The 18533-nt window shown below is 67.8% G+C and carries 18 protein-coding genes; 10 read left to right on the top strand and 8 right to left on the bottom strand.

The window, feature by feature from the left end; translation table 11 throughout:
- The first annotated feature begins 26 nt into the window (after positions 1-26).
- Positions 27-1040 carry an FKBP-type peptidyl-prolyl cis-trans isomerase gene (locus tag NDI76_RS09405; RefSeq protein WP_310923752.1) on the top strand — a complete coding sequence of 338 codons (1014 nt, stop codon included), beginning with the start codon at positions 27-29 and terminating at the stop codon, positions 1038-1040.
- 70 nt (positions 1041-1110) lie between these two features.
- Entirely contained in the window at positions 1111-1380 is a 270-nt protein-coding gene (locus tag NDI76_RS09400) for a DUF8049 family protein (protein ID WP_310923751.1), read from the top strand.
- A 17-nt stretch (positions 1381-1397) separates the two neighbouring features.
- Here the strand turns inward: NDI76_RS09400 and NDI76_RS09395 are convergent, their stop codons facing one another.
- The 3 genes from NDI76_RS09395 to NDI76_RS09385 all read right to left on the bottom strand — a co-directional run bounded on the left by NDI76_RS09395 (position 1398) and on the right by NDI76_RS09385 (position 3170).
- Complete coding sequence (locus NDI76_RS09395; protein ID WP_310923750.1) at positions 1398-2021, bottom strand: RAD55 family ATPase; 624 nt, start codon at positions 2019-2021, stop codon at positions 1398-1400.
- Between the two features lie 21 nt (positions 2022-2042).
- Positions 2043-2711, bottom strand: a complete 669-nt coding sequence (locus tag NDI76_RS09390; protein ID WP_310923749.1) for a MinD/ParA family ATP-binding protein — start codon at positions 2709-2711, stop codon at positions 2043-2045.
- A gap of 84 nt (positions 2712-2795) precedes the next feature.
- Positions 2796-3170: a YlbF/YmcA family competence regulator gene (locus tag NDI76_RS09385; protein WP_310923748.1), complete on the bottom strand. Its 375-nt coding sequence runs from the start codon at positions 3168-3170 to the stop codon at positions 2796-2798.
- Between the two features lie 128 nt (positions 3171-3298).
- Between NDI76_RS09385 and NDI76_RS09380 the strand changes: the two genes are divergently transcribed.
- From NDI76_RS09380 to NDI76_RS09370, 3 genes are all read left to right on the top strand, one after another.
- Entirely contained in the window at positions 3299-4909 is a 1611-nt protein-coding gene (locus tag NDI76_RS09380; RefSeq protein WP_310923747.1) for a hypothetical protein, read from the top strand.
- 201 nt (positions 4910-5110) lie between these two features.
- Positions 5111-6145, top strand: a complete 1035-nt coding sequence (gene dph2, locus NDI76_RS09375; RefSeq protein ID WP_310923746.1) for a diphthamide biosynthesis enzyme Dph2 — start codon at positions 5111-5113, stop codon at positions 6143-6145.
- A gap of 66 nt (positions 6146-6211) precedes the next feature.
- Positions 6212-6805, top strand: coding sequence for a DUF8173 domain-containing protein (locus tag NDI76_RS09370; RefSeq protein WP_310923745.1), 594 nt, complete (start codon positions 6212-6214; stop codon positions 6803-6805).
- Positions 6806-6824: 19 nt separating this feature from the next.
- Here NDI76_RS09370 and NDI76_RS09365 read toward each other — a convergent pair whose 3' ends face one another.
- A complete protein-coding gene (locus tag NDI76_RS09365) occupies positions 6825-7271 on the bottom strand; it encodes a TIGR00725 family protein (RefSeq protein ID WP_310923743.1) in 447 nt (148 codons plus the stop codon).
- Positions 7272-7805: 534 nt separating this feature from the next.
- Between NDI76_RS09365 and NDI76_RS09360 the strand changes: the two genes are divergently transcribed.
- The 3 genes from NDI76_RS09360 to NDI76_RS09350 all read left to right on the top strand — a co-directional run bounded on the left by NDI76_RS09360 (position 7806) and on the right by NDI76_RS09350 (position 11330).
- Complete coding sequence (locus NDI76_RS09360; RefSeq protein ID WP_310923742.1) at positions 7806-8639, top strand: MBL fold metallo-hydrolase; 834 nt, start codon at positions 7806-7808, stop codon at positions 8637-8639.
- Between the two features lie 79 nt (positions 8640-8718).
- Positions 8719-10374 carry a hypothetical protein gene (locus NDI76_RS09355; protein ID WP_310923741.1) on the top strand — a complete coding sequence of 552 codons (1656 nt, stop codon included), beginning with the start codon at positions 8719-8721 and terminating at the stop codon, positions 10372-10374.
- Positions 10375-10433: 59 nt separating this feature from the next.
- Positions 10434-11330 carry a phosphoribosyltransferase HisG-related protein gene (locus tag NDI76_RS09350; protein WP_310923740.1) on the top strand — a complete coding sequence of 299 codons (897 nt, stop codon included), beginning with the start codon at positions 10434-10436 and terminating at the stop codon, positions 11328-11330.
- A 23-nt stretch (positions 11331-11353) separates the two neighbouring features.
- Here NDI76_RS09350 and NDI76_RS09345 read toward each other — a convergent pair whose 3' ends face one another.
- The 4 genes from NDI76_RS09345 to NDI76_RS09330 form a co-directional block, all read right to left on the bottom strand.
- Positions 11354-12619, bottom strand: coding sequence for an AI-2E family transporter (locus NDI76_RS09345; protein WP_310923739.1), 1266 nt, complete (start codon positions 12617-12619; stop codon positions 11354-11356).
- Between the two features lie 70 nt (positions 12620-12689).
- Entirely contained in the window at positions 12690-13301 is a 612-nt protein-coding gene (locus NDI76_RS09340) for a class I SAM-dependent methyltransferase (protein ID WP_310923738.1), read from the bottom strand.
- Positions 13302-13493: 192 nt separating this feature from the next.
- A complete protein-coding gene (locus NDI76_RS09335) occupies positions 13494-14549 on the bottom strand; it encodes a tyrosine-type recombinase/integrase (protein ID WP_310923737.1) in 1056 nt (351 codons plus the stop codon).
- Positions 14539-14922: a DUF5805 domain-containing protein gene (locus NDI76_RS09330; RefSeq protein ID WP_310923894.1), complete on the bottom strand. Its 384-nt coding sequence runs from the start codon at positions 14920-14922 to the stop codon at positions 14539-14541. Before NDI76_RS09330 ends, NDI76_RS09335 begins: the two co-directional genes overlap by 11 nt.
- Positions 14923-16327: 1405 nt before the next feature.
- Between NDI76_RS09330 and NDI76_RS09325 the strand changes: the two genes are divergently transcribed.
- Together NDI76_RS09325 and NDI76_RS09320 are read left to right on the top strand one after the other, a co-directional pair.
- Complete coding sequence (locus NDI76_RS09325; RefSeq protein ID WP_310923736.1) at positions 16328-16876, top strand: gluconate 2-dehydrogenase subunit 3 family protein; 549 nt, start codon at positions 16328-16330, stop codon at positions 16874-16876.
- Positions 16873-18501, top strand: coding sequence for a GMC family oxidoreductase (locus NDI76_RS09320; protein ID WP_310923735.1), 1629 nt, complete (start codon positions 16873-16875; stop codon positions 18499-18501). The genes NDI76_RS09325 and NDI76_RS09320 overlap by 4 nt, the downstream gene beginning before the upstream one ends.
- The last annotated feature ends 32 nt before the right edge of the window (positions 18502-18533 follow it).

The raw sequence follows: 18533 nt of genomic DNA, 5'->3' as shown, positions 1-18533 counted from the left end.
AGGGTCGCACGGGTATTGTTGCGCGTATGAGTGACGAACAGCAGGCGGAGGCCGCCGAGGCGGAGGCCGATGCAGCGGAAGATGTCGAAGAAGAGGTCGCCGAGGAGGAGACCGAGGGCGGGATTCAGGACGGCGACTTCGTTCGCCTCGCCTACACGGTCCGAACGGTCGAGGACGACACCGTCGTCGACACGACCGACGAGGAGGTGGCCGAGGAGGCCGAGATAGACACCGACGAGTACGACTTCGAACCCCGAGTCATCATCGTCGGCGCGGGCCACATCTTCGAGTCGGTCGACGACGCCCTCGTCGGCGCCGAGGTCGGCGACACCGACACCGTCGAGATTCCGGCCGCCGAGGCGTTCGGCGAGTTCGACGACGACGAGGTGCGCACGGTCAGCGCCAACAAGATCGACGAGGACGACCGCTACCCCGGCGCGCAGGTGCAGGTCGACGGCGACCAGGGTCGCGTCGAGACCATCATCGGCGGCCGCGCCCGCGTCAACTTCAACCACCCCCTCGCCGGCGAGGACCTCGAGTACGAGTACGAGATACTCGAACTCGTCGACGACCGCGAGGAGCAGGCCGAGGGCCTCCTCGGCATGTACCTCCAGCAGGTCCCCGAGGTCTGGATTCAGACCGACGAGGAGGAAGAAGAGCAGGTCGTCGAGTCCGACGACGACGACGACGAGGGCGAACCCGAAACGGAGACGGTCACCACCGAGAAGGAGACGCTGTACATCGAGGCCACCCAGCAGATGACGATGAACCAGCAGTGGATGTTCTCGAAGCAGCAGATCGCACAGGACCTCATGGACCGTCTCGACCTCGACCGCGTCATCGTGCAGGAGACCATCGACGGGATGGGCGGCATGATGGGCGGCATGGGCGGTATGATGGGCGGTATGGGCGGCGGTGGCGGCGCCGACGCCGAGGACATCGAGGCGGCCATGGAGGACGTCGACGTCGACGCCGACGAACTCGTCGAGGAACTCGAAGAGGGCGACCTCGACGTCGAAGCGGACGCCGACGAGGAGTAACGCGGACGCTCGGAGTCGAATCCGAACCAGCGCTTTCTTTTGGGACACCCGCGCAGGAAGACCGAGAGCCATGTCCGAGGAGTCGCCCCCGACGTCCGTCCCCGCCGACGACCTGAAACTGGCCGCCGTCGCCGCCGGGTGCACCGTCGGCTTGACGCTCGTCCTCCAGTTCGTCCTGAACCGCGACGTCTCCTCTCTCGTCCGTCTCGCGCCGCTGATTCCCTACTTCGCGTACCTCTTCGCCAAGCGGACGGAGGTGGACGCACTCGCCAGCGTCCGAAACTGGTCGGCGCTGACGGTCGCTCTGACGGTCGCGACGCTGCTGTACTACGCGGTCTGAACGGGTCGAAGCCGGTCTCAGGCGATGTCGCGGCTGGTGTCGACGGCCACCTGCTCGCTGAGACGGAGTTTGATGGTCTCTTCGGGGGCGCGGCCGCCGCGGAACTTGGGGACGGCGAGGCGGTTTTCTATCTCCGCGCCGTCGACGGCCGTCCGCAGGTCGAACACCACGTCGGCCATGTGCTCGGTGTACCGACGGTTCGTCGGCGCATCCCCCTTCATCCCGTGGAGGACGGCGAGGCCGCCGGTGTTCACCATGTGCGTCTGGAGACCGTTCAGGAACGCCCGGTACCGAACGGGGTCTGCCGTCTCCAACACGTCCACCACGTCCACGATGAGGTTCGCGCCCTCCGGCAGGTCGCGGACGAGTTTGTTCGCCGCGTCGAGGGGCGCCTCCGCGCCCACGTCGCGGACGGTGGGCGACCCGACGCGCGTTCGCGTGCGCGCGATGGCGTCCTCGACGGCTTGGTCCGAGCGGACGGTCGTCAGATACAGCGTCCCGCGGACGGCGGTGAGTTCGTAGAGGAACAGTTCGGACTGACTGGCCGGGTCGGCCAACAGGGCGACGATGCTCCCCGCGGGGATGCCGCCGCCGAGTTCGCGGTCGAGGACCGTGATTCCGGTCGTCAGTCGGTCGGACACGACACGAATACAGACAGTCCGCTATCTTAGGTCTTTGTGCTGCTGTAGTTCCGCTGCCACGTCTCGGTACGCCTTCTCGACGCGCACGTCGTCTAGCACGGGCGGGTCGACGGGCGGCACGGCGCCGAGGAGGGGACACCCGAGCAGCGACTCGACGCCTGCCGGCGCCAGTCGCGAACGGGTGAGGACGGCGCCGACGACCGGTGTCCCCAGCGCGCGGGCCGTCGCCCCCGTCTTCGCCGCGTCGCGCAGGGAGGGGGCGCACGCGGACGCGACGAGGAGGACGCCGTCGGCGGCGCGGACGGGCGCGGCGGCGTCCGGTCCCGCGCCGGCGGGGCAGTCGACCAGCACCGCCCTCTCCCCCGAGACGGCCTCGCTGACGCGGCCGAGGTGCGCCGTGATTTCGTCGCCTCCGGCGGTCTCGGGTCCCCTCGAAGCCGTCGGCGCCGGCCTGACTCTCAGGTCGCCGTGGTCGGGGTGACGGTGGCCGAGGCGGTTCGGGGCCGGGTGCGAGTCCGAACCGGCGTTCGGACCCGACGGCGGGTCGCGCGGGACGTCCGCCATCGCGTGGAGGTTCGGCATGTCGGCGTCGGCGTCGACGACGAGGGTCGGGCCGTCGCGCGCGGCCGCGAGTCCGAGCGTCGTCGTGGTCTTCCCGCATCCGCCCTTGCCGCCGGCTATCGCGAGCATGGGGCGACTGGCCGCCTCATCGGAGAAAAAGTCGAGGTCGAGGTCGAGGTCCGCGGCGCGCGCCGGACCGGGTTCGCGTTTCGCTCAGTCCTGACAGCAGCCGCCGGCCTCGCCGCCGAAGTCGACGGCGAGGGGGTCGGAGATGGCCTCGTTGACCGCTTCGAGCCGCTCCTGCAGCGTCTCTTGGGCCTCTAGGTACGTCGCCATCTTGTCCTTCGAGTGGAGGTCGCGCTGTGCGGTCTGGACCTCCTCCAGTCGCTCCTGCGTCGCCTCGCCGCGCTGTCGGGCGAGCATGAACTCCTCGCGGCGTTGCTGGAACTCGCGTATCTCGGCCTGCAGGTCCTCGTCGTTCTCGACGGCGGCCTTCGCCTCCTCGAACGCCTCGTACTCCGGCGTCTCCGCGATGGCGTCGCCGAGTTCGCGCCCCATGTCTTCGAGCCGCTCGGTCTGGATGCTCATACGTGAATTTTGGAAGTCGATTCGTTTGAACCTGCCGGAGGCGGCGGTGTCGGGCGACCGCCTCCACTGTCTCGTCCTCCCCCTCCGCGGGGGAAAGAGCCGTCACCTTTCGAGTGGTACGATATCGTATGACGGTCGTCACGCGCGCGGAGTTCGCCCGGTGGCTCCGCCGACTCGACGGGGAGGCCCTGACGTCGTTCGTCGCCGACCTGTACGCCGCCCGGGGGGAGTCGGTCGTCGTCCGCGACGACGGGGCGGTCGTCCTCGACGGGGGCGACCGGGTGCTCTCGCCCGTCTCCGCTCGGCGACGGCTTCGCCGGCCGAGCGTCGCCGCCGACGCCGACGTCGTGGTCGCGGCGAGACCCACCCCCGCGCTCCGTCGCCGCGCGGCGCGCGCGAACGCAGCCGTCGTCGGCCCCGCGGAACTCCGCGACCTGGCGCTGTACGCCCTCGACCGCCGGGACGCCGAGCGCCTCTTCGACGAGTACTTCGACGCCTCGCCCGTCGTCGACGCGCCGGAGTCGGAGACCCCGTCCGGCCGCCGGGCCGCTCTCGGGCGGGTCGGAGACTCCCTCGTGGTCGGAATCGCCGCCGTCGTCCTCGCCGCGCTCGTCGTCACGGCGCTGTTCGGCCCGTTGGGCCTCGCGTACCCCCCGGCCGGGGGCGCCGCGGGGTCGACCTCGGGTTCGGAGAGTGGGCGCGCGGACTCGGCGGCCGCCCGAACCGAGAGCGAGTCCTTCCCGCCGGGAATCGGTCCGACGGGCGTGACGGGGCCCGAACGGCTCGCGGCCGCCCACGCCGACGCCGTCACCGGACGGTCCTACCGCCTTGTCGTCCGCGAGTCGGGCACCGAGACCTGGCGGGGCGACGTCTGGGACGACGTCTGGAGGGAGGCGGCCGTCGAGAGTCCGCGCCGGTTCCGCTACGTCGTCGCCGGGTCCGTCCGCGTCGAAGAGAACGGCGCCGGGACGAACGCCTCCGGCGGGGGAGGTGACGCGGGCGACTCGACCGGAACCGGCGGGGCGGATACTACCCCGACCGCCGGCGACGGGGATAGGCTGGTTCACTACACCGCGTACGCGAACGGGCGGTACGCGTACGTCCACAACGAACGGGGGGAAGGGGACGTCTCCCGCTTCCGCGTCCGCCTCGACCGGAGCGGTCGCGGTCCGTTCGAACGGCGCGCCGCTACCGCCGTCGAACGGTATCTGGACGCGACCCGGACGTCCGTCACGCGCGAGGCGGAGGCGGAACCGGAGTCGCCGTACCGCGTCGTCGCCACGGGAACGCCGGAGGCGTTCGCGGACCCCGAGAACGTCAGCGACTACCGCGCCGAGGCGCGGGTCGGACCCGACGGGTTCGTCCGGCGTCTCAGCGTCTCGTACGTCGTCGCCGACGGCGGGGAGAACCGGTCGGTGCGGTACCACCTCTGGTACTCGGGCGTCGACGCCGTCCAGATTTCGCCGCCGCCGTGGTACGAACGCACTCGGGACGCGGCGGAGTCCGAGTCGCCGCCCCCGATGTCGACGCCGGACCGGACGCCCGTGAACCGGACCGGCACCGCCACCGCTACCCGCGCGGACGCCAACGAATCTCGCACGCCGCCGACGGCCACCGAATCGAACGCGACTGCGCCCTCCGGGAGAGCGACCGACGCGACAGAGCCACGGATTCCTCCCCTTCCGTCCGACGTACGGCCCTCGACAGTCGGCGGTCAGTTCGGGCGCGCTCCGCGGTGAGCGACGCTTCGTCTTCGATGTCGCCCCGCAGTCGGCGCACTCGACCGGTCGCCTTTCGGTTTCTCAACGGTACGGACGAGATACGACTCGCGATGAGAAAATCCGTCGCGGAGAGTGCGAGCGGCTCACAGACCTCTCCCGCCGGAATCGAAGGGTCAGGAACCGCCGACGTTATCCCTCCCGACTGGCAAGAGAGGTGCAATGAGTCAAGACGCGACCACCGAGGGGGACCTCAGGAACACCGGGATGTCGCTGCGGCACGACCGGGAGTGGGACTACGAACTCGAACGCATCGTCGAGGAGGTCGAAGAACGGGACGCGAACCGGGTCGGCCTGCAGTTCCCGGAGGGCCTGAAACGCCGCGGCCCGGCCGTCGCCGACGACCTGCGTGAACTGTGCGGCGACGACGTGACGTTCATGCTGTCGGGTCAGCCCTGTTACGGCGCCTGCGACCTCGACACCTACCTGATGCGCCGGACGGATGTCTTCGTCCACTTCGGCCACTCGCCGATGAAGGAGTCGGACAAGATCATCTACGTGCCGCTGTTCTCGAACGTCGACCCGATGCCCATCCTGGAGGACTCCCTCGAGAAACTCGACGGCGAGGAGGTCGGCCTCGTCACCACCGCCCAGCACATGAACCGCTTCGAGGACATGTGCGATTGGCTCGAAGAGCGCGGCTACGACGTCCACACCCGCCGCGGCGACGACCGCCTCTCCCACGAGGGGCAGGTGCTCGGCTGTAACTACGCCTCCGCGGATATCGACGCCGACCAGGTGCTGTACGTCGGCGGCGGGAAGTTCCACCCGCTCGGACTGGCGATGGAACACCCCGAGAAGAACGTCGTCATCGCCGACCCCGTCAACAACGTCGTGAAGATAGCCGACACGGAGCAGTTCATGAAGCAGCGCTACGCCTCCGTCCACAAGGCGATGGACGCCGAGAAGTGGGGCGTCATCTTCTGTACGAAGATCGGACAGGGTCGCATGGAAATCGCCGAGAAGATACTCGACGACAACCCGAACGCCTACCTCATCACGATGGACGAGGTGACGCCGGACCGACTCAGAAACTTCGACATGGACGCCTTCGTCAACACCGGCTGTCCCCGCATCACCACCGACGACGGCCCGCGCTTCCACAAGCCGATGCTGACGCCCGGCGAGTACCGCATCGCCGTCGGCGACAAACCCCTCGACTCCCTGGAGTTCGACACGTTCCACGGCACCTGGTGAGGAGGCCTCCGTCTCCGGAACTCTCACCTCCACAAGACATTTATCTCGATTCGCGTTCTCTCCGCCGTGCCCTCCGCACGTGTCAACTCAGAGCCATTCGTAGCGTCCGTCGTCGCCTTCCTCGCGGGAGTCACCTGCGTCGCCACCTTCGTCGAACCGGCCGCGGCACAGACCGTCCCGGAGATGCCGCGAGCGCCCGTGTTCGGACCGCTGCTCGCGTTCGTCGTGGCACTCGTCTTGAACCTCCTGTTCGGCGCGTTCGTTCTCGGAGTCGCCCCGCAGTACTCCCGCGCGCTCGTGGCACGAATCCGCTCGCAACCCGTCGAGTCGTTCGTCTACGGCCTTCTGACGCTGGTCTCCGTCTTCGTCGCAGTCGTCGCACTCACCATCACCGTCATCGGCATCGTCGTGGTGATTCCCGGCGTCATCGTCGTCGCTATCGTCGGTCTCGCGGCGAACCTCCTCGCGATGGTGGCGTTCGGTGCGGTCCTCGCGCGCGCCGCCGGGAGCGCCGACCCGTGGAAGAGCCTCGTCGTCGGCGCCGTGGCCGTCTCCGTTTTGTCTATTGTTCCCGTCGTCGGCGACCTGACCAACTTCGTCCTCGGAACCGTCGGGATGGGCGCCGTCGCGTCGCGGTACTGGGAGAACCGGAAGGAATGACGGGACGCTGTGGACGGTATTAGATTCCTAACTCGCTCTCGACGTACCGAACCGCGTCCGCGGGCGTCTCACAAGCCTCCACACCGGGGACGTCGTGCGTGCCTAACCCCGCGATGGGACGGTCGAACACCAGCGAGAACCCCACTTCCGTGAGCGTCCCGCCGGCGCCGTCGATGGCGATGACGCCGTCGCCGTTCATCACGACGAGGCCGTTGCGCGCGTGACCGAGACCGGTGGCGATGGCGATATCTACGTATTCGTTGGCGTCCGCGCGTCGCTCGGTGGGGAGGATGCCGACGGTGTCGCCGCCCGCCTTCTTCGCGCCGCGGCAGGCCGCCTCCATCACCCCGCCGAGGCCGCCGCAGACGACGGTGTGTCCGCGCCGGGCGACGATACGACCGACGGCGACGGCCGTCTCGCGGGTCTCTTCGCCGACTGTGCCGCCGCCGATGATACTCATTCGCATGCTGGTTCGTCAGCGCCGTCGCTGGTACGTGTTTCGTCCGAAAACGGACCGAGAAAGCGGTCGTCGTCGAGGGCGGGCGATTCGATTGCGGGGGGACGGGCGGCGCGCCGAGTGCTCAGTCCAGGTTGGAAGCCGGGGGTTCCGGGTCCCACTGCCCGAGCAGGCGCATCGTCTCGTCCATCTGCGAGAAGTCGGCCGTCTGTCTGCGATGAACTGACATGACGTACTATCAAACGTCGGTGGGTGATATATACCTTATGCCGGATATTAGTTTGCTAACGTGTAGTAGTGAGTAGATTCCCTATTCGTATGTAGATTATAGAGGCCCTAATCGGTACGTTCGTTGTTTTCTTTCGTGATGGTTACGCCTCCCTAACGCGCGAAACGAGGGGGCAAGCGAGTCGCGGCCATCGGGTCGGCGGCCCGAAGCGTTCGTCTTCGTTTCGTTCCTCGGGAGTATGAATCCACACCCCTACACAGTTTGGTTCGCCGGGGTCCGCAACACTTAGCCTCCGCCCGGACGCACGCACGGGCATGAGCGTCAGCGACTGGGACGATTGGCTCCCGCGCGCCGTCGAGTCGGCGTCGCCGGACACCGTCGCCGCGTGGTATCTCGGCTGCAACGGCTTCTTCCTGAAGGGCAGCGAAGGGACGACGGTCGCCATCGACCCCTACGTCGGTCTGGGCGACCCGCCGCGGACCGTCCGCATGATTCCGGTGCCGTTCGACCCCGACGATATCGACGAGATGGACGCGGTGCTCGCCACTCACGAACACACCGACCACGTCCACGGGCCGAGTCAGGCGCCCATCCTCGAAGCGACCGACGCGCAGTACTACGCGCCGGACGATTCGCTGGACGTGGTGTACGAAGACGAGGCGTGGTTGGACGAGTACGACCTCTCCAAGGAGCGGTTCACCGAGGTGGCGGAGGGCGACACCTTCGAGGTCGGCGAGTTCACTATCCACGTCGAGTTCTCCCACGACCCCGATTCGACCCATCCGGTCTCCTACGTCATCGAACACGACTCGGGGACGTTCTTCCACGGCGGCGACACCAAACCGCACGAGGAGTTCGACGAACTCGGCGAGACGTACGACATCGACGTGGGCGTCCTCGCGTTCGGCGCGGTCGGCAACATCGACGACAAGGAGACGGGCGAGCCTATCAGAACGAAGTGGTACTCCACGGAGAACGAGGTGGTGAAGGCCGCCTCGGACCTGCAGTTCGACCGTCTCGTCCCGACTCACTGGGACATGTGGAAGGGTCTGACCGCAGACCCGACCGTGCTCCACCACCACGCCAAGAGCTACGACCACCCCGAACGGCTCGATATCGTCGAGATAGGCGACCGCGTTGACCTGTAGCGGGTCCGTCGCACTTCCCTTTCTCAAATCTCATATTTTCCCCGGTTGATTTATGTCATCTCTTCTGGTAGGTGGGCTCATGAGCCGTGAGTCCGATGTGGGGGAACCGGTGTCCGTCTCGAACGGGAACGTCTTAGTGGAGAAGTCGTTCGTCGCCGACGAGTTTCCGGTACCCGCCATCAAGTTCCGAATCGTTTCAGACAGCGAGGAGCCAGAACACATCCGTATCGTCGACCAGATTCCCGAGGAGTTCCCGATGGAAGGCATCGGGTTCCACCCGGAGTACGAGAGCGACAACTGGGCGGCGTACAAAGACCACCGCGTGGAGTACGAGCGAACGCTCGACCCGAACGAGGAGATTATCACCGTCTACGGCGTCCGACTCGACGAACTGAGCGAGGCCGAGGCGTTCCTCGTCGACCCCGTCCTCGAACGGCCGCCCGTCCCCGAGGCGGGCGCAGACCACGAGGACAGCGGCGTCGAGGATATCCTCGGCGAGGACCGAAGCCAACTCGTCCGCGACGCCCTACAGGGGCACGGGAGTCTCGCCGACGAGGAGGGCCGGGAGACCGTCGAGGCCACCATCGGCGACGCGGAGGCGGAGACCAAGACCGAGGTACCCGAGGCCGAGTCGACGGCGTCGGCGTCCGCCGCGGACGTCGAGTCCGCTCTCGGCGACCGGGAGGGGGCGGCCGCGGCGGCCGACGTCGCCCCGCGAGAACTCGCCGCCGAGACGACACCCGCGATAACGCGCGTGTCGGACTCGAACTCGAACTCGGCGGTCGACGTCGCGGTCGAGACGCCCGCCGACGCGGAACGGGAGTCGGACGCGGACGCCCGGGCGGCCGCCGACGCGACCGACGACTACGTCGACATCGAGGCGTCGGTCGGTGACGACGAAGCCGAAACGGCGGCGGCCGACGTCGATGTCGGCGACGCGACGGTTGACGACGGCGCGGCGCCGGGGTCGTTCGCGGCCGGTCTGGCGGCCGAACTGCGGGCGGGCGAGGTGTCCGAGGAGGACCTCGACCTCCTCCGCTCGGAACTCGACTTCGGCCTGCCGCGCAGCGCCGACGTCAGAATCCGTCGGTTGCAGGCACAGATGGACGACCTGCAGGCGTACAGCGATGCGCTCGCGGAGTTCATCGACGAGGAGGGCACCGGTCAGGACCTCGTCGACGGCCTGCGGCGCGAGGTGGAGGCGCTGAACGAGGAGATAGACACGTTCAGCGAGGACCTCGCCGCCCTCGACGCCGAGATGACCGCGGCCGACGCCGACCGCGGCGACATCCGCGAAGGCGTTTCGGCGCTCGAAGGCGACCTCTCGGCGCTCGACCAACAGGTCGAGGACGCCGCTGCGCGCCTCTCGGACGTCGACGACCGGGCCACCGAGGCCGTCGCGGGCGTCGAAGAACTGAGCGCGACGCTGGACGAGGAGATGGAGACGGTCCGCGCCGACGTCGCGGAACTGTCCGAGGACCTGAGCCAGACCGCCTCCGCGACGGCCGGACTGGACGAGGAACTCGGCGACGTGCGCGAGGACATCGCCGACCTGGACGGCGACGTGGTCGCGGCGCGCGAGTCGCTGTCGAGCGACATCGAGGACCTGCGCTCGGACCTCGACGAACTCGACGAGGTGAAGTCCCGCGTCGACAGCATCGAGGACGACATCGAGGTGCTGATGGCGTTCCGCGAACGGTTGAACGACGCGTTCGGCCCCGGCCCCGGCGAGTAGGCGCCGAGACACCGAATCGAAGCGCAACCTGTTTAATCGCCGTCCCCGTGCACCCGACAATGACAGAGACGGTGCGTGTCGCCGTGCCGCGGAAGGGGCGACCGCTCGAAGCCGTGCTCGACCGCTTCGCCGCGAGCGCCGACGCGGCGCAGGTCGCAGACGACATCACCTCGACGCTCCGACACGAGAAGGCGGTCACCAAGGGGGACGCCCATCCCGACCGCGACGCGTACGAGCGACTCGCGGCCTACTCGGACCTCTCGGACCCCGCGGCGCCGGAGTACACGCTCCTCCGCGACGACCGGGAGGGGATGCCCCGCCGCATCGTCTTCGACAGCGTCACCCTCGACGTCGACGGCGTCTCCGTGCAACTCGTCGGCCGCGAGGAGCCGTTTCGGGCGCTCCGCACCCACGAGTTCGGCCTCGGGTTCGACAGCGCCGACCTGGTCCTCGAAGAGGTCGTCCAACTGGAGGAGGAAGGCGTCGGTTCACTCGCCGACATCAACGCCCGCATCGACCCGATGGACACCGACGTGCGCGTCGTGAGCGGCCTCGGCGACACCGTCTACCACACGCTGATGGCGAAACCGGAGCTTCTCCCGCCGGGGTCGGAACTGAACCGCGAGTTCGTCGCCGACTACGAGGGACCGCTCTGCATCTCCCCGCGCTACGAGCGACTCGTCGAGGCCGTCCTCGGTACCGGCCCCCTCGACGGCGTCTCGTTCGCCTACCCCGACGAGTCCGTCGAGGAGGAGGCGGCCGTCGCGGACGTGGGTCTCGGCGTCTACCTCACGATGACCGGGTCGACCGCGCGCGAGAACGGCCTCGTCCTCGGCGAACACCTGTTTCCTTCCGAGACCGTGCTGATGGAGAACGTCGCCGAGACGAGCGAGACGGCCGAACGGGTCGAACGAGCCATCACCGGCCCCGAAGTCGAGACGGAACTGGTCGTCTGAACGGCCGCACCCTCTTCGGCCGCTCACCCGCCGTGGCCGCTCCCATCGGTGTTCTCGTCGCCGCTCCCCCCTTCGCTCTCACTTTCGCTCGTCCGCCCCTCCACGGCGTCGCCGCTCGGGTTCGACTCCGACGACTCGCTCGTCGCCGCGTCGGCGGTAGCCGCCCTGACGTCGGTCGGGTCGGTTCCGAGGTCCGTCGCGTCCGTCGGAGCGGGGGAGAACGGGCGCCCCCACAGAAGGTCCTCCAGTACGAAGTTGGCGAACTGGACGACGATCACCAGCAGGAGGGGGCCGAAGAACAGCCCGTACCAACCGAACAGCGCCGTGCCGAGGATGTACGCGAACAGCACCGCCCCCTCGTGCATCGTCTGCCCCGAGATGTACGGCCGCACGACCGACTGCGGGAGGACGTCGAGGAGGAGGAAGACGACGACGAGGAAAGCGGCGGGGTAGACGAGGAGGCTCCCGTCGGCCTGCACCGCCCGCCAGGTGAGGAACGCCGTCGCCGGGACGTACACCAACTTCCCGACGACGAGAGGGACGAACGTCGCGAGTCCGGTGAGGACCGCGAGCAGGGTCGGGAAGGGGAGTTCGACCGCCGAGGGAGCGAGGACGTTGTAGCCGTTGTAGACGGCCATCGACCCGAGCGTCACCGCGAGGACGGTGAGGACGTTCCCGAAGTACACCACCTCCAAGTCGGCGTCGACGCCGGCGAGATACGAGTACGCGGCGGTGTCGCGGCCGCCCACGGTCTTTCGGTACCACGCCTGCAGTCGGTGGCCGTCCCGGTAGAGGAAGAACGCGAACGCGAGCGCCAGCGTGAGGTGGAGCAGTCCCGTCGTCACCGTGCCGAGCGCGCCCGCGAGCGTCTGGAAGGCCTGCCGGAACTGCGACACATCTCCGAGCTGCTGGACGAACTGCGGGAAGTTTCGGGCGACGCCGGCGAGCGTCTGCTGGTCGCCGGGGAGGCGGTTCAACAGCAGCGTGACCGTTCCCGAGTCGAGCGTCGCCGTGAGTTCCCGGAGGGCGACGAACCCGGCGTACCCCAACAGCGCCAGCGTCGGCACGACGATGAACAGGAGAGTGACCGTCGCCGCCAGCCCTCGGGAGTTGACCCGCCGCTGGATGCGCCGGTTGACGGGACGGGCCCCGTAGTACACGAACAGGCCGAGGACGAACGTCCCGACGAACGAGTACAGAAACAGTCCGACGATGCCGACCACGACCGCCGCGACGAGCCACCAACCGGCGCGCCGCCGGTCGATAGCCGGCGCTCCTCCGACGTTCATAGTATCGAGTCCAGCCACCTTCGGATATAGCTACTGCCCGATACGACGACCGGCGAGCGCCGCCCCCGAGTCACCGCCGTTGCAGTCCGACGAAGTACGCCCGGTTGCTGCTGTGTCGCCGCTCGAACATTGTCCGGTAGCCGAACTCCGTCTCCCACTCGCCCGTCGCCTCGAATCGGGCGCCGACCTCTCCGGGCGTGATGCCGTACCCCGAGCGGTCGTCGGTGCGCGCGTCGCCGAGGACGCAGTACCGGCCGCCGGAGGGGACGATTTCGCCGAGACCGTCGACCAGTCGGTCTCGCTCCTCGGCCGCGAGAACGTGGTACATGGCGGAGTCGAGCACCGTCCGAAAGGCGAACCCGGCGTCGGCGAGTCGGTCGAGGTAGAGGGCGTCCCACACCAGAAACGCGGCGTCGATACGACGCCACCGAGCCTTCTCCCTGCTCTGTCGAATCGCCACGGGCGAGATATCGATGCCGAGCACGTTGAAGCCCCTCTGGGCCACGAACAGCGACAGTTCGCCCGTCCCGCACCCGAGGTCCAATACCGGTCCGCGGACGTACCCCGACTCGACGAGGTGGACGAACGGTCGCTGCGGTCGGCCGATGTCCCAGTTCGGGACGCTCGCGTAGGCGGCGTCGTAGACGTGCGCCAGCGGTCGTTCGGGCGGAAGCGCACTCATCTCGAGAAGGAACTCGGGCTCATCCGAGCGGCGGTCGTCCGGTTCGCTCGTCTCTCGATGGTGACGCCGTACGACAGCACGTATCCGACTGCGGTCGCCGCGACAATAACCGTGGTGTGCCGACCCCCTCTCGAACGGTATTTCGTATAGCGATACGCAGTTTACGAGTTCGCACGACGACGCTCGACCGTATCAGAGAAGCGAATAGATGTGCGCCTCGTACGTCTCTCGGACGCTGTCACCCCAGTTGTGGGTGTACGTGTCGATGATGTCGCCGCCGACGTCGCCGCGGAGGTACTTGACGATGCCGCGGTCGCCGGTCCGGTCTCTGAGGTGCGTGGTGAAGAAGTGTCGGAAGTAGTGGGGTGTGACGTTCTCCTCGGCGTTTCCGCCGGCGCGGTGCCACCCGCGTTCGGCGGCGTGGCGTTCGACGAGGTGATGGACCATATCTGTCGTCAGCCGTTCGCCCCAACTCCCGGAGGTGCTGACGAACAGTGGGTCGGCGGGCGAGCGCACGTCGGGTCGAATCGCCAACCAGCGCGCCAGGGCCCGTTCCAACTCCCCGTCGACGGGGACGACAGTGGAACGCTTGCGCTTGTTCGACGCCGTCCGCCGTTCGCCGTTGGCCCTCTCGCCGGCCGACGGTTCGGCGGAGACGTACAGCGAGGGGCCGCGGCCGTCGAGTTGCGCCCGCCTCGACACGTCGCCCAGCGGCGTTCCATCCGCCAGCGATACGTCCCGACAGTCGAGGTTGCAGAGTTCGCCGACGCGCATCCCCGTCTTCAGGAGGGTGAACAGCACCGCGCGGTCGAGCGGATGGTGGACCTCCCGCAGGAACTCGCGCATCTCGGGGACGGATATCTCTCGGCGCGAGGGGTTCGCGTCTATCTGCTCGTCCATCTCCTCCATCACGAGGGTCATCGGATTCCCCTCGAACGCCCCGACCTGCGTCATGTACGCGTAGAACCGGTGGAGGTAGGTCGCGTACGTGGCGACGGTGCTGTCGGCGGCGTCGGACCCTCGAAGCGAGTGGATCCACGCCATGCAGTCGCGGTGGGACGCCTCCTCGACGCACCTCTCGGCGCCCATCGGGTTCGCCTCGGCGTCCCCGAGGAACGCCTCGAACCGCCGAAGGACGCGCTCGTAGGCGTCTCTGGTCCGGTCGGTTCGTCCGTGGTACGTCATATCCTGCAAGAAGTACGCCACCGCATCTTCGACGGTTTCGCCGTCGGCCGTCTCAACGGCCATCGTCGCCTCCGAACGCACCCGGTGCGAGCGAGTAGCCGCCGTGCCGGCCGCTGTACTGCACCCGGTTCGTCGCCTGGAGGTCCTGCAGCGTCTCGTCCAGGCGGTCCTCGATGTCGTCGGTCAGGGCGGTCAGCAGTTCGTCCCACGAGCGGTGGTCGGCCGCCGAGAGGGCGTCGAGGACGCGCTCTTCGAACTCGCTTTCCCCGGTTTCCTCCTCGGACCCTCCTTCTTCGGACTCGCCGTCCCTCTCGGGCACCTCGAAGTCGCTGCGACCCGCCTGCACCATCGTCCGCACGAACTCGCTTTGGCTCATTCCGAGTCGCTCGGCGTGGCGCTTCCACTCGTCTTTCTGGTATGCGGGGATGTACGTCATCACCGTCTTGCGTTCGGTCTCCGAGTCGTCGTTCGACACGGAGTCACGCTACCTCCCCATTTCGCAGACGGGTGAGTCCCTCGACGCTCTCCGTCGGAACTCGCCGGGTTCGAGCGAGTGCCACCATCTCGAATCGCAGTTCGGTCTCGGACACAGTAACTCGTCTTCGGGTGCAGCCCTGAACAATATAACTCTACTTATCTTGACAGAGCATTGCGTCGTATCTCTATTTATCTGTATCTATGCCTTTTATAGAACGGCCTAAGTAGCACCCACACAGATAACTAGTCTTCGAGTCTGTCGTACTGTATCCGACTCGGTAGACGTTCTCCAACCAGAACGCACTCGTCCTGCCCCGCTATCGAGCGCACGAGTCTCCCTCCCGCGGCGACAATATTTCATCTATTTAGTATCAGTAATAAATCGTTATGGAAGACCCTTCTCCGCTCGTGGCCCCTAGGGGTTGCGACTCTAAAACAGCCGTCCAGAATACGGTCGACGATGCCGGAAGTCGCCGCCGGTCAGGCATCGCTGGCGGCCGTCGCGACTCGGGAACCGAAACGCCGACTCGACGCGGACCACCGGCGCCCACCCATCTGAAGGAGTTCACATGCGGGGGATCTCGGGCGTCGGTCGCCACCTGATGCCTACCTCGGAGTGGCACTCGGTCTCAGACCGAGGCGGTACGGCTACGGACGGAAATCGTCTCCCAGAGCCAACCGGGGACCGCTCTGACCGGCACCATCACGATTCGGGGCTCCATCGCCCCGAACGCGACGCCCGTGCCCGACGTTCGGTACGCCGCGGACGCTCCTGGTATCCAGTTGCTTCCCCGAGAGCGGTTCGTCGCCTCCGGTGTATCTCTCCTATCGGTATCCCTGGTTCGACCGCTCTAGTGACGTGGGTGACCACGTGCGGGAGGGGTGGGGGACGCATTCGCACCCGACCCGCCGGTACTACCCTCTCTCGAACTCGGGCACTGTCGGATCGAGTCGGGGTCGTTCCGTCCGACGGAGTCCGCCGAATGTCGAACTCTCGACCGCGGGCTCTCGCCTTCGCTCGGTTCGGCCGGCGACGTCCTTCGTCCTCCCGGTCACTCCGATTCCTCACTTTCGCCGGGTTGGTTAAACCTCCGAGTCTTCTGACGGCTCTCTGCTACCGACTCAGAACCACGTCCACTTGCCGAACATCGGTCGGCCGTTTCTGCTTCATGGTATTGCTTCGGGACTACAGCTTTCGGCTCTTCGACGTCGTGTCTCTCGACTACCTTCATCGCTCGTCTCATGCGAGTCGAGTAAACTGCATAGTGCTATACTGAATGACCTGCTCTTCTGAACCTCGTACTCCGAAATCAGACGAACCCGAGCGCAAGGCTCTTGTTTAGGCCTACCAAAAACAGCCTCAAATGGAGCTGACGCGTCGGGATGCTCTCGCGGCCCTCGCCGCCGGGGGTGCCGGGTCGCTCGCGGGGTGCGCGGCGCCGAGAGCCTCCGACGACGGCACCGGGGAGAGAGAAGGGGAGGCGGCGACGGTCGGCGACCACGAGATGGAGACGCTCGTCGCCGTCGCCGAGGTGGTCTATCCTTCGACTGTGGACGGCGTCTCGGAGTTCGTCCGCACGTACACGGGGGGACGCGTCGACGGCGAGGACGCCTACGCCCGCGGCGTCGCCGCCGCGGTCGAATCGCTCGACGGATACACCGAGGAGTTCCACGGCGACCGATACGCCGCCCTCCCGGCGTCGACGCGTCGCGAGGTGCTGGATTACATGAGCGTGGACGTCGTCGAACCCGCCCCCGACGGTACCGCGGCCCAGCGAGTGCGCTACTACGTCGTGAACGAACTGCTGTACGCGTTCTACACGTCGCCGACGGGCGCGGGACTGACCGGTCTGGAGAATCCCCCCGGCCACCCTGGCGGGACGGAGTCCTATCGGGAGGGTCCGAACGGGTGAGCGACGGAGCCCAACGCGACGACCCGGCGACGGCGTCCGTCGACCGCACGCCCTCCCCTCGCGCGGACGTCTGCGTCGTCGGCGCGGGGCCGGCGGGCGCCCTGGTCGCCGCCGAACTGTCCGCCGCGGGGTACGACGTGGTGGTGCTCGACGCCGGACCCCGATTCAACCCGGACGAGCGACCCGACCGGATGGAGCGACATCTCCGGCCCGGAGACGAGCGACCGATATGGGGAATGGGCGGCGAGCGAGACGCCTACTCGTCGTCTGGAGAGCGCTCCTATCCGCTGAACGCCGCGCGGGTGAAGGGCGTCGGCGGGAGCACCCTCCACTGGCAGGGGATGGTGATGCGCCTGCACGAACAGGACTTCGAACTCGACTCTACCGTGGGAATGGGCGCCGACTGGCCCCTCGACTACGAGGACCTGCGCCCCTACTACGCCGCCGCCGAACGGGAGTTACAGGTTTCGGGCGCCTCCGACAACCCCTTCGCGCCGCCGCGGGAGCGCCCCCACCCGCTCCCGGCGTTTCCCCCCTCGTACAGCGACTCGCTGTTCGCCGAAGCGTGCGAGACGCTCGAAATCGCCACCCACTCGGTGCCGAACGCGCGCAACTCCGAACCCGTCGACGGACAGAGCGCCTGCGTCGGGTACGGCACCTGCAAACCGGTGTGCCCCTCCGGGGCGAAGTACGAGGCGACCCGACACGTCGAACGCGCGGAGGCGGACGGCGCGCGGGTGCTCGACCGGGTGCCTGTCCAGCGCCTCGAACACGACGCCGCGGGCGACCGGGTGACTGCGGCGGTGTACGCCGCGCCCGACGGCGAGGAGTACAGACAGAAAGCTCGGGAGTTCGTCGTCGCCGCCGGCGGGGTGGAGACGCCGCGCCTCCTCCTACTCTCGGCGAGCGAGACGTACCCCGACGGCCTCGCGAACTCCTCGGGGGCCGTGGGGCGGTACTTCATGGACCACCTGTTCGCGGGCGTCGGCGGGACGCTTCCGGAACCCACCCGGCAGAAGCACGTCGGGTTCAACACTACCGAGAGCCACCAGTTCTACGACCGGCCGGACGACTCGCGGACGGCCATCAAACTGGAGTTTCTCAACTACGCCGGCCCGGCGCCCGCGGACGTCGCCCTCGGCGCGGACGTCTTCGGCGACGAGTTGCTCGAACGGGTCCGCGGCGCCTACGGGAACAGAGTGGCGATGGGCGCTCTCGTCGAGCAACTCCCGCGCGCGGAGAACCGCATCCGACTGGACCCCTCGCGCACCGACGACCACGGCAACCCCGTCCCCGACGTCGTCTGGAGCCTCGACGACCGAACGCGCCGGACGCTCGAACGGGCCACCGAGATTCAGCGCGCCGTGCTGACCGAGATGGGCGCGGACGTCGAGTGGACCGTCGGCCCGGAGAACACCGGCCCCGCGTACCACCACATGGGCACGACGCGGATGGGAACGGACCCGGGGACGAGCGTCGTGAACCCCCGACTGCGGACGCACGACCTCTCAAACCTCACGCTCGCGGGGAGTTCCGTCTTCGTCACCGGCGGCGCGATGAACCCGACGCTCACCATCGCGGCGCTGGCGCTGAAGGCGGCCGACCACATCTCCGAACGCCTCTGACTGTCTCCGTTCCTCAGGTCCGCCGAGCGCGC

It is taken from the genome of Halogeometricum sp. S1BR25-6, assembly GCF_031624495.1.
In the GTDB taxonomy this organism is placed as follows: Archaea; Halobacteriota; Halobacteria; order Halobacteriales; family Haloferacaceae; genus Halogeometricum; species Halogeometricum salsisoli.
The sequence above is the reverse complement of the archived record's forward strand: the minus strand, read 5'-3'. Positions and strand labels throughout refer to the sequence as shown.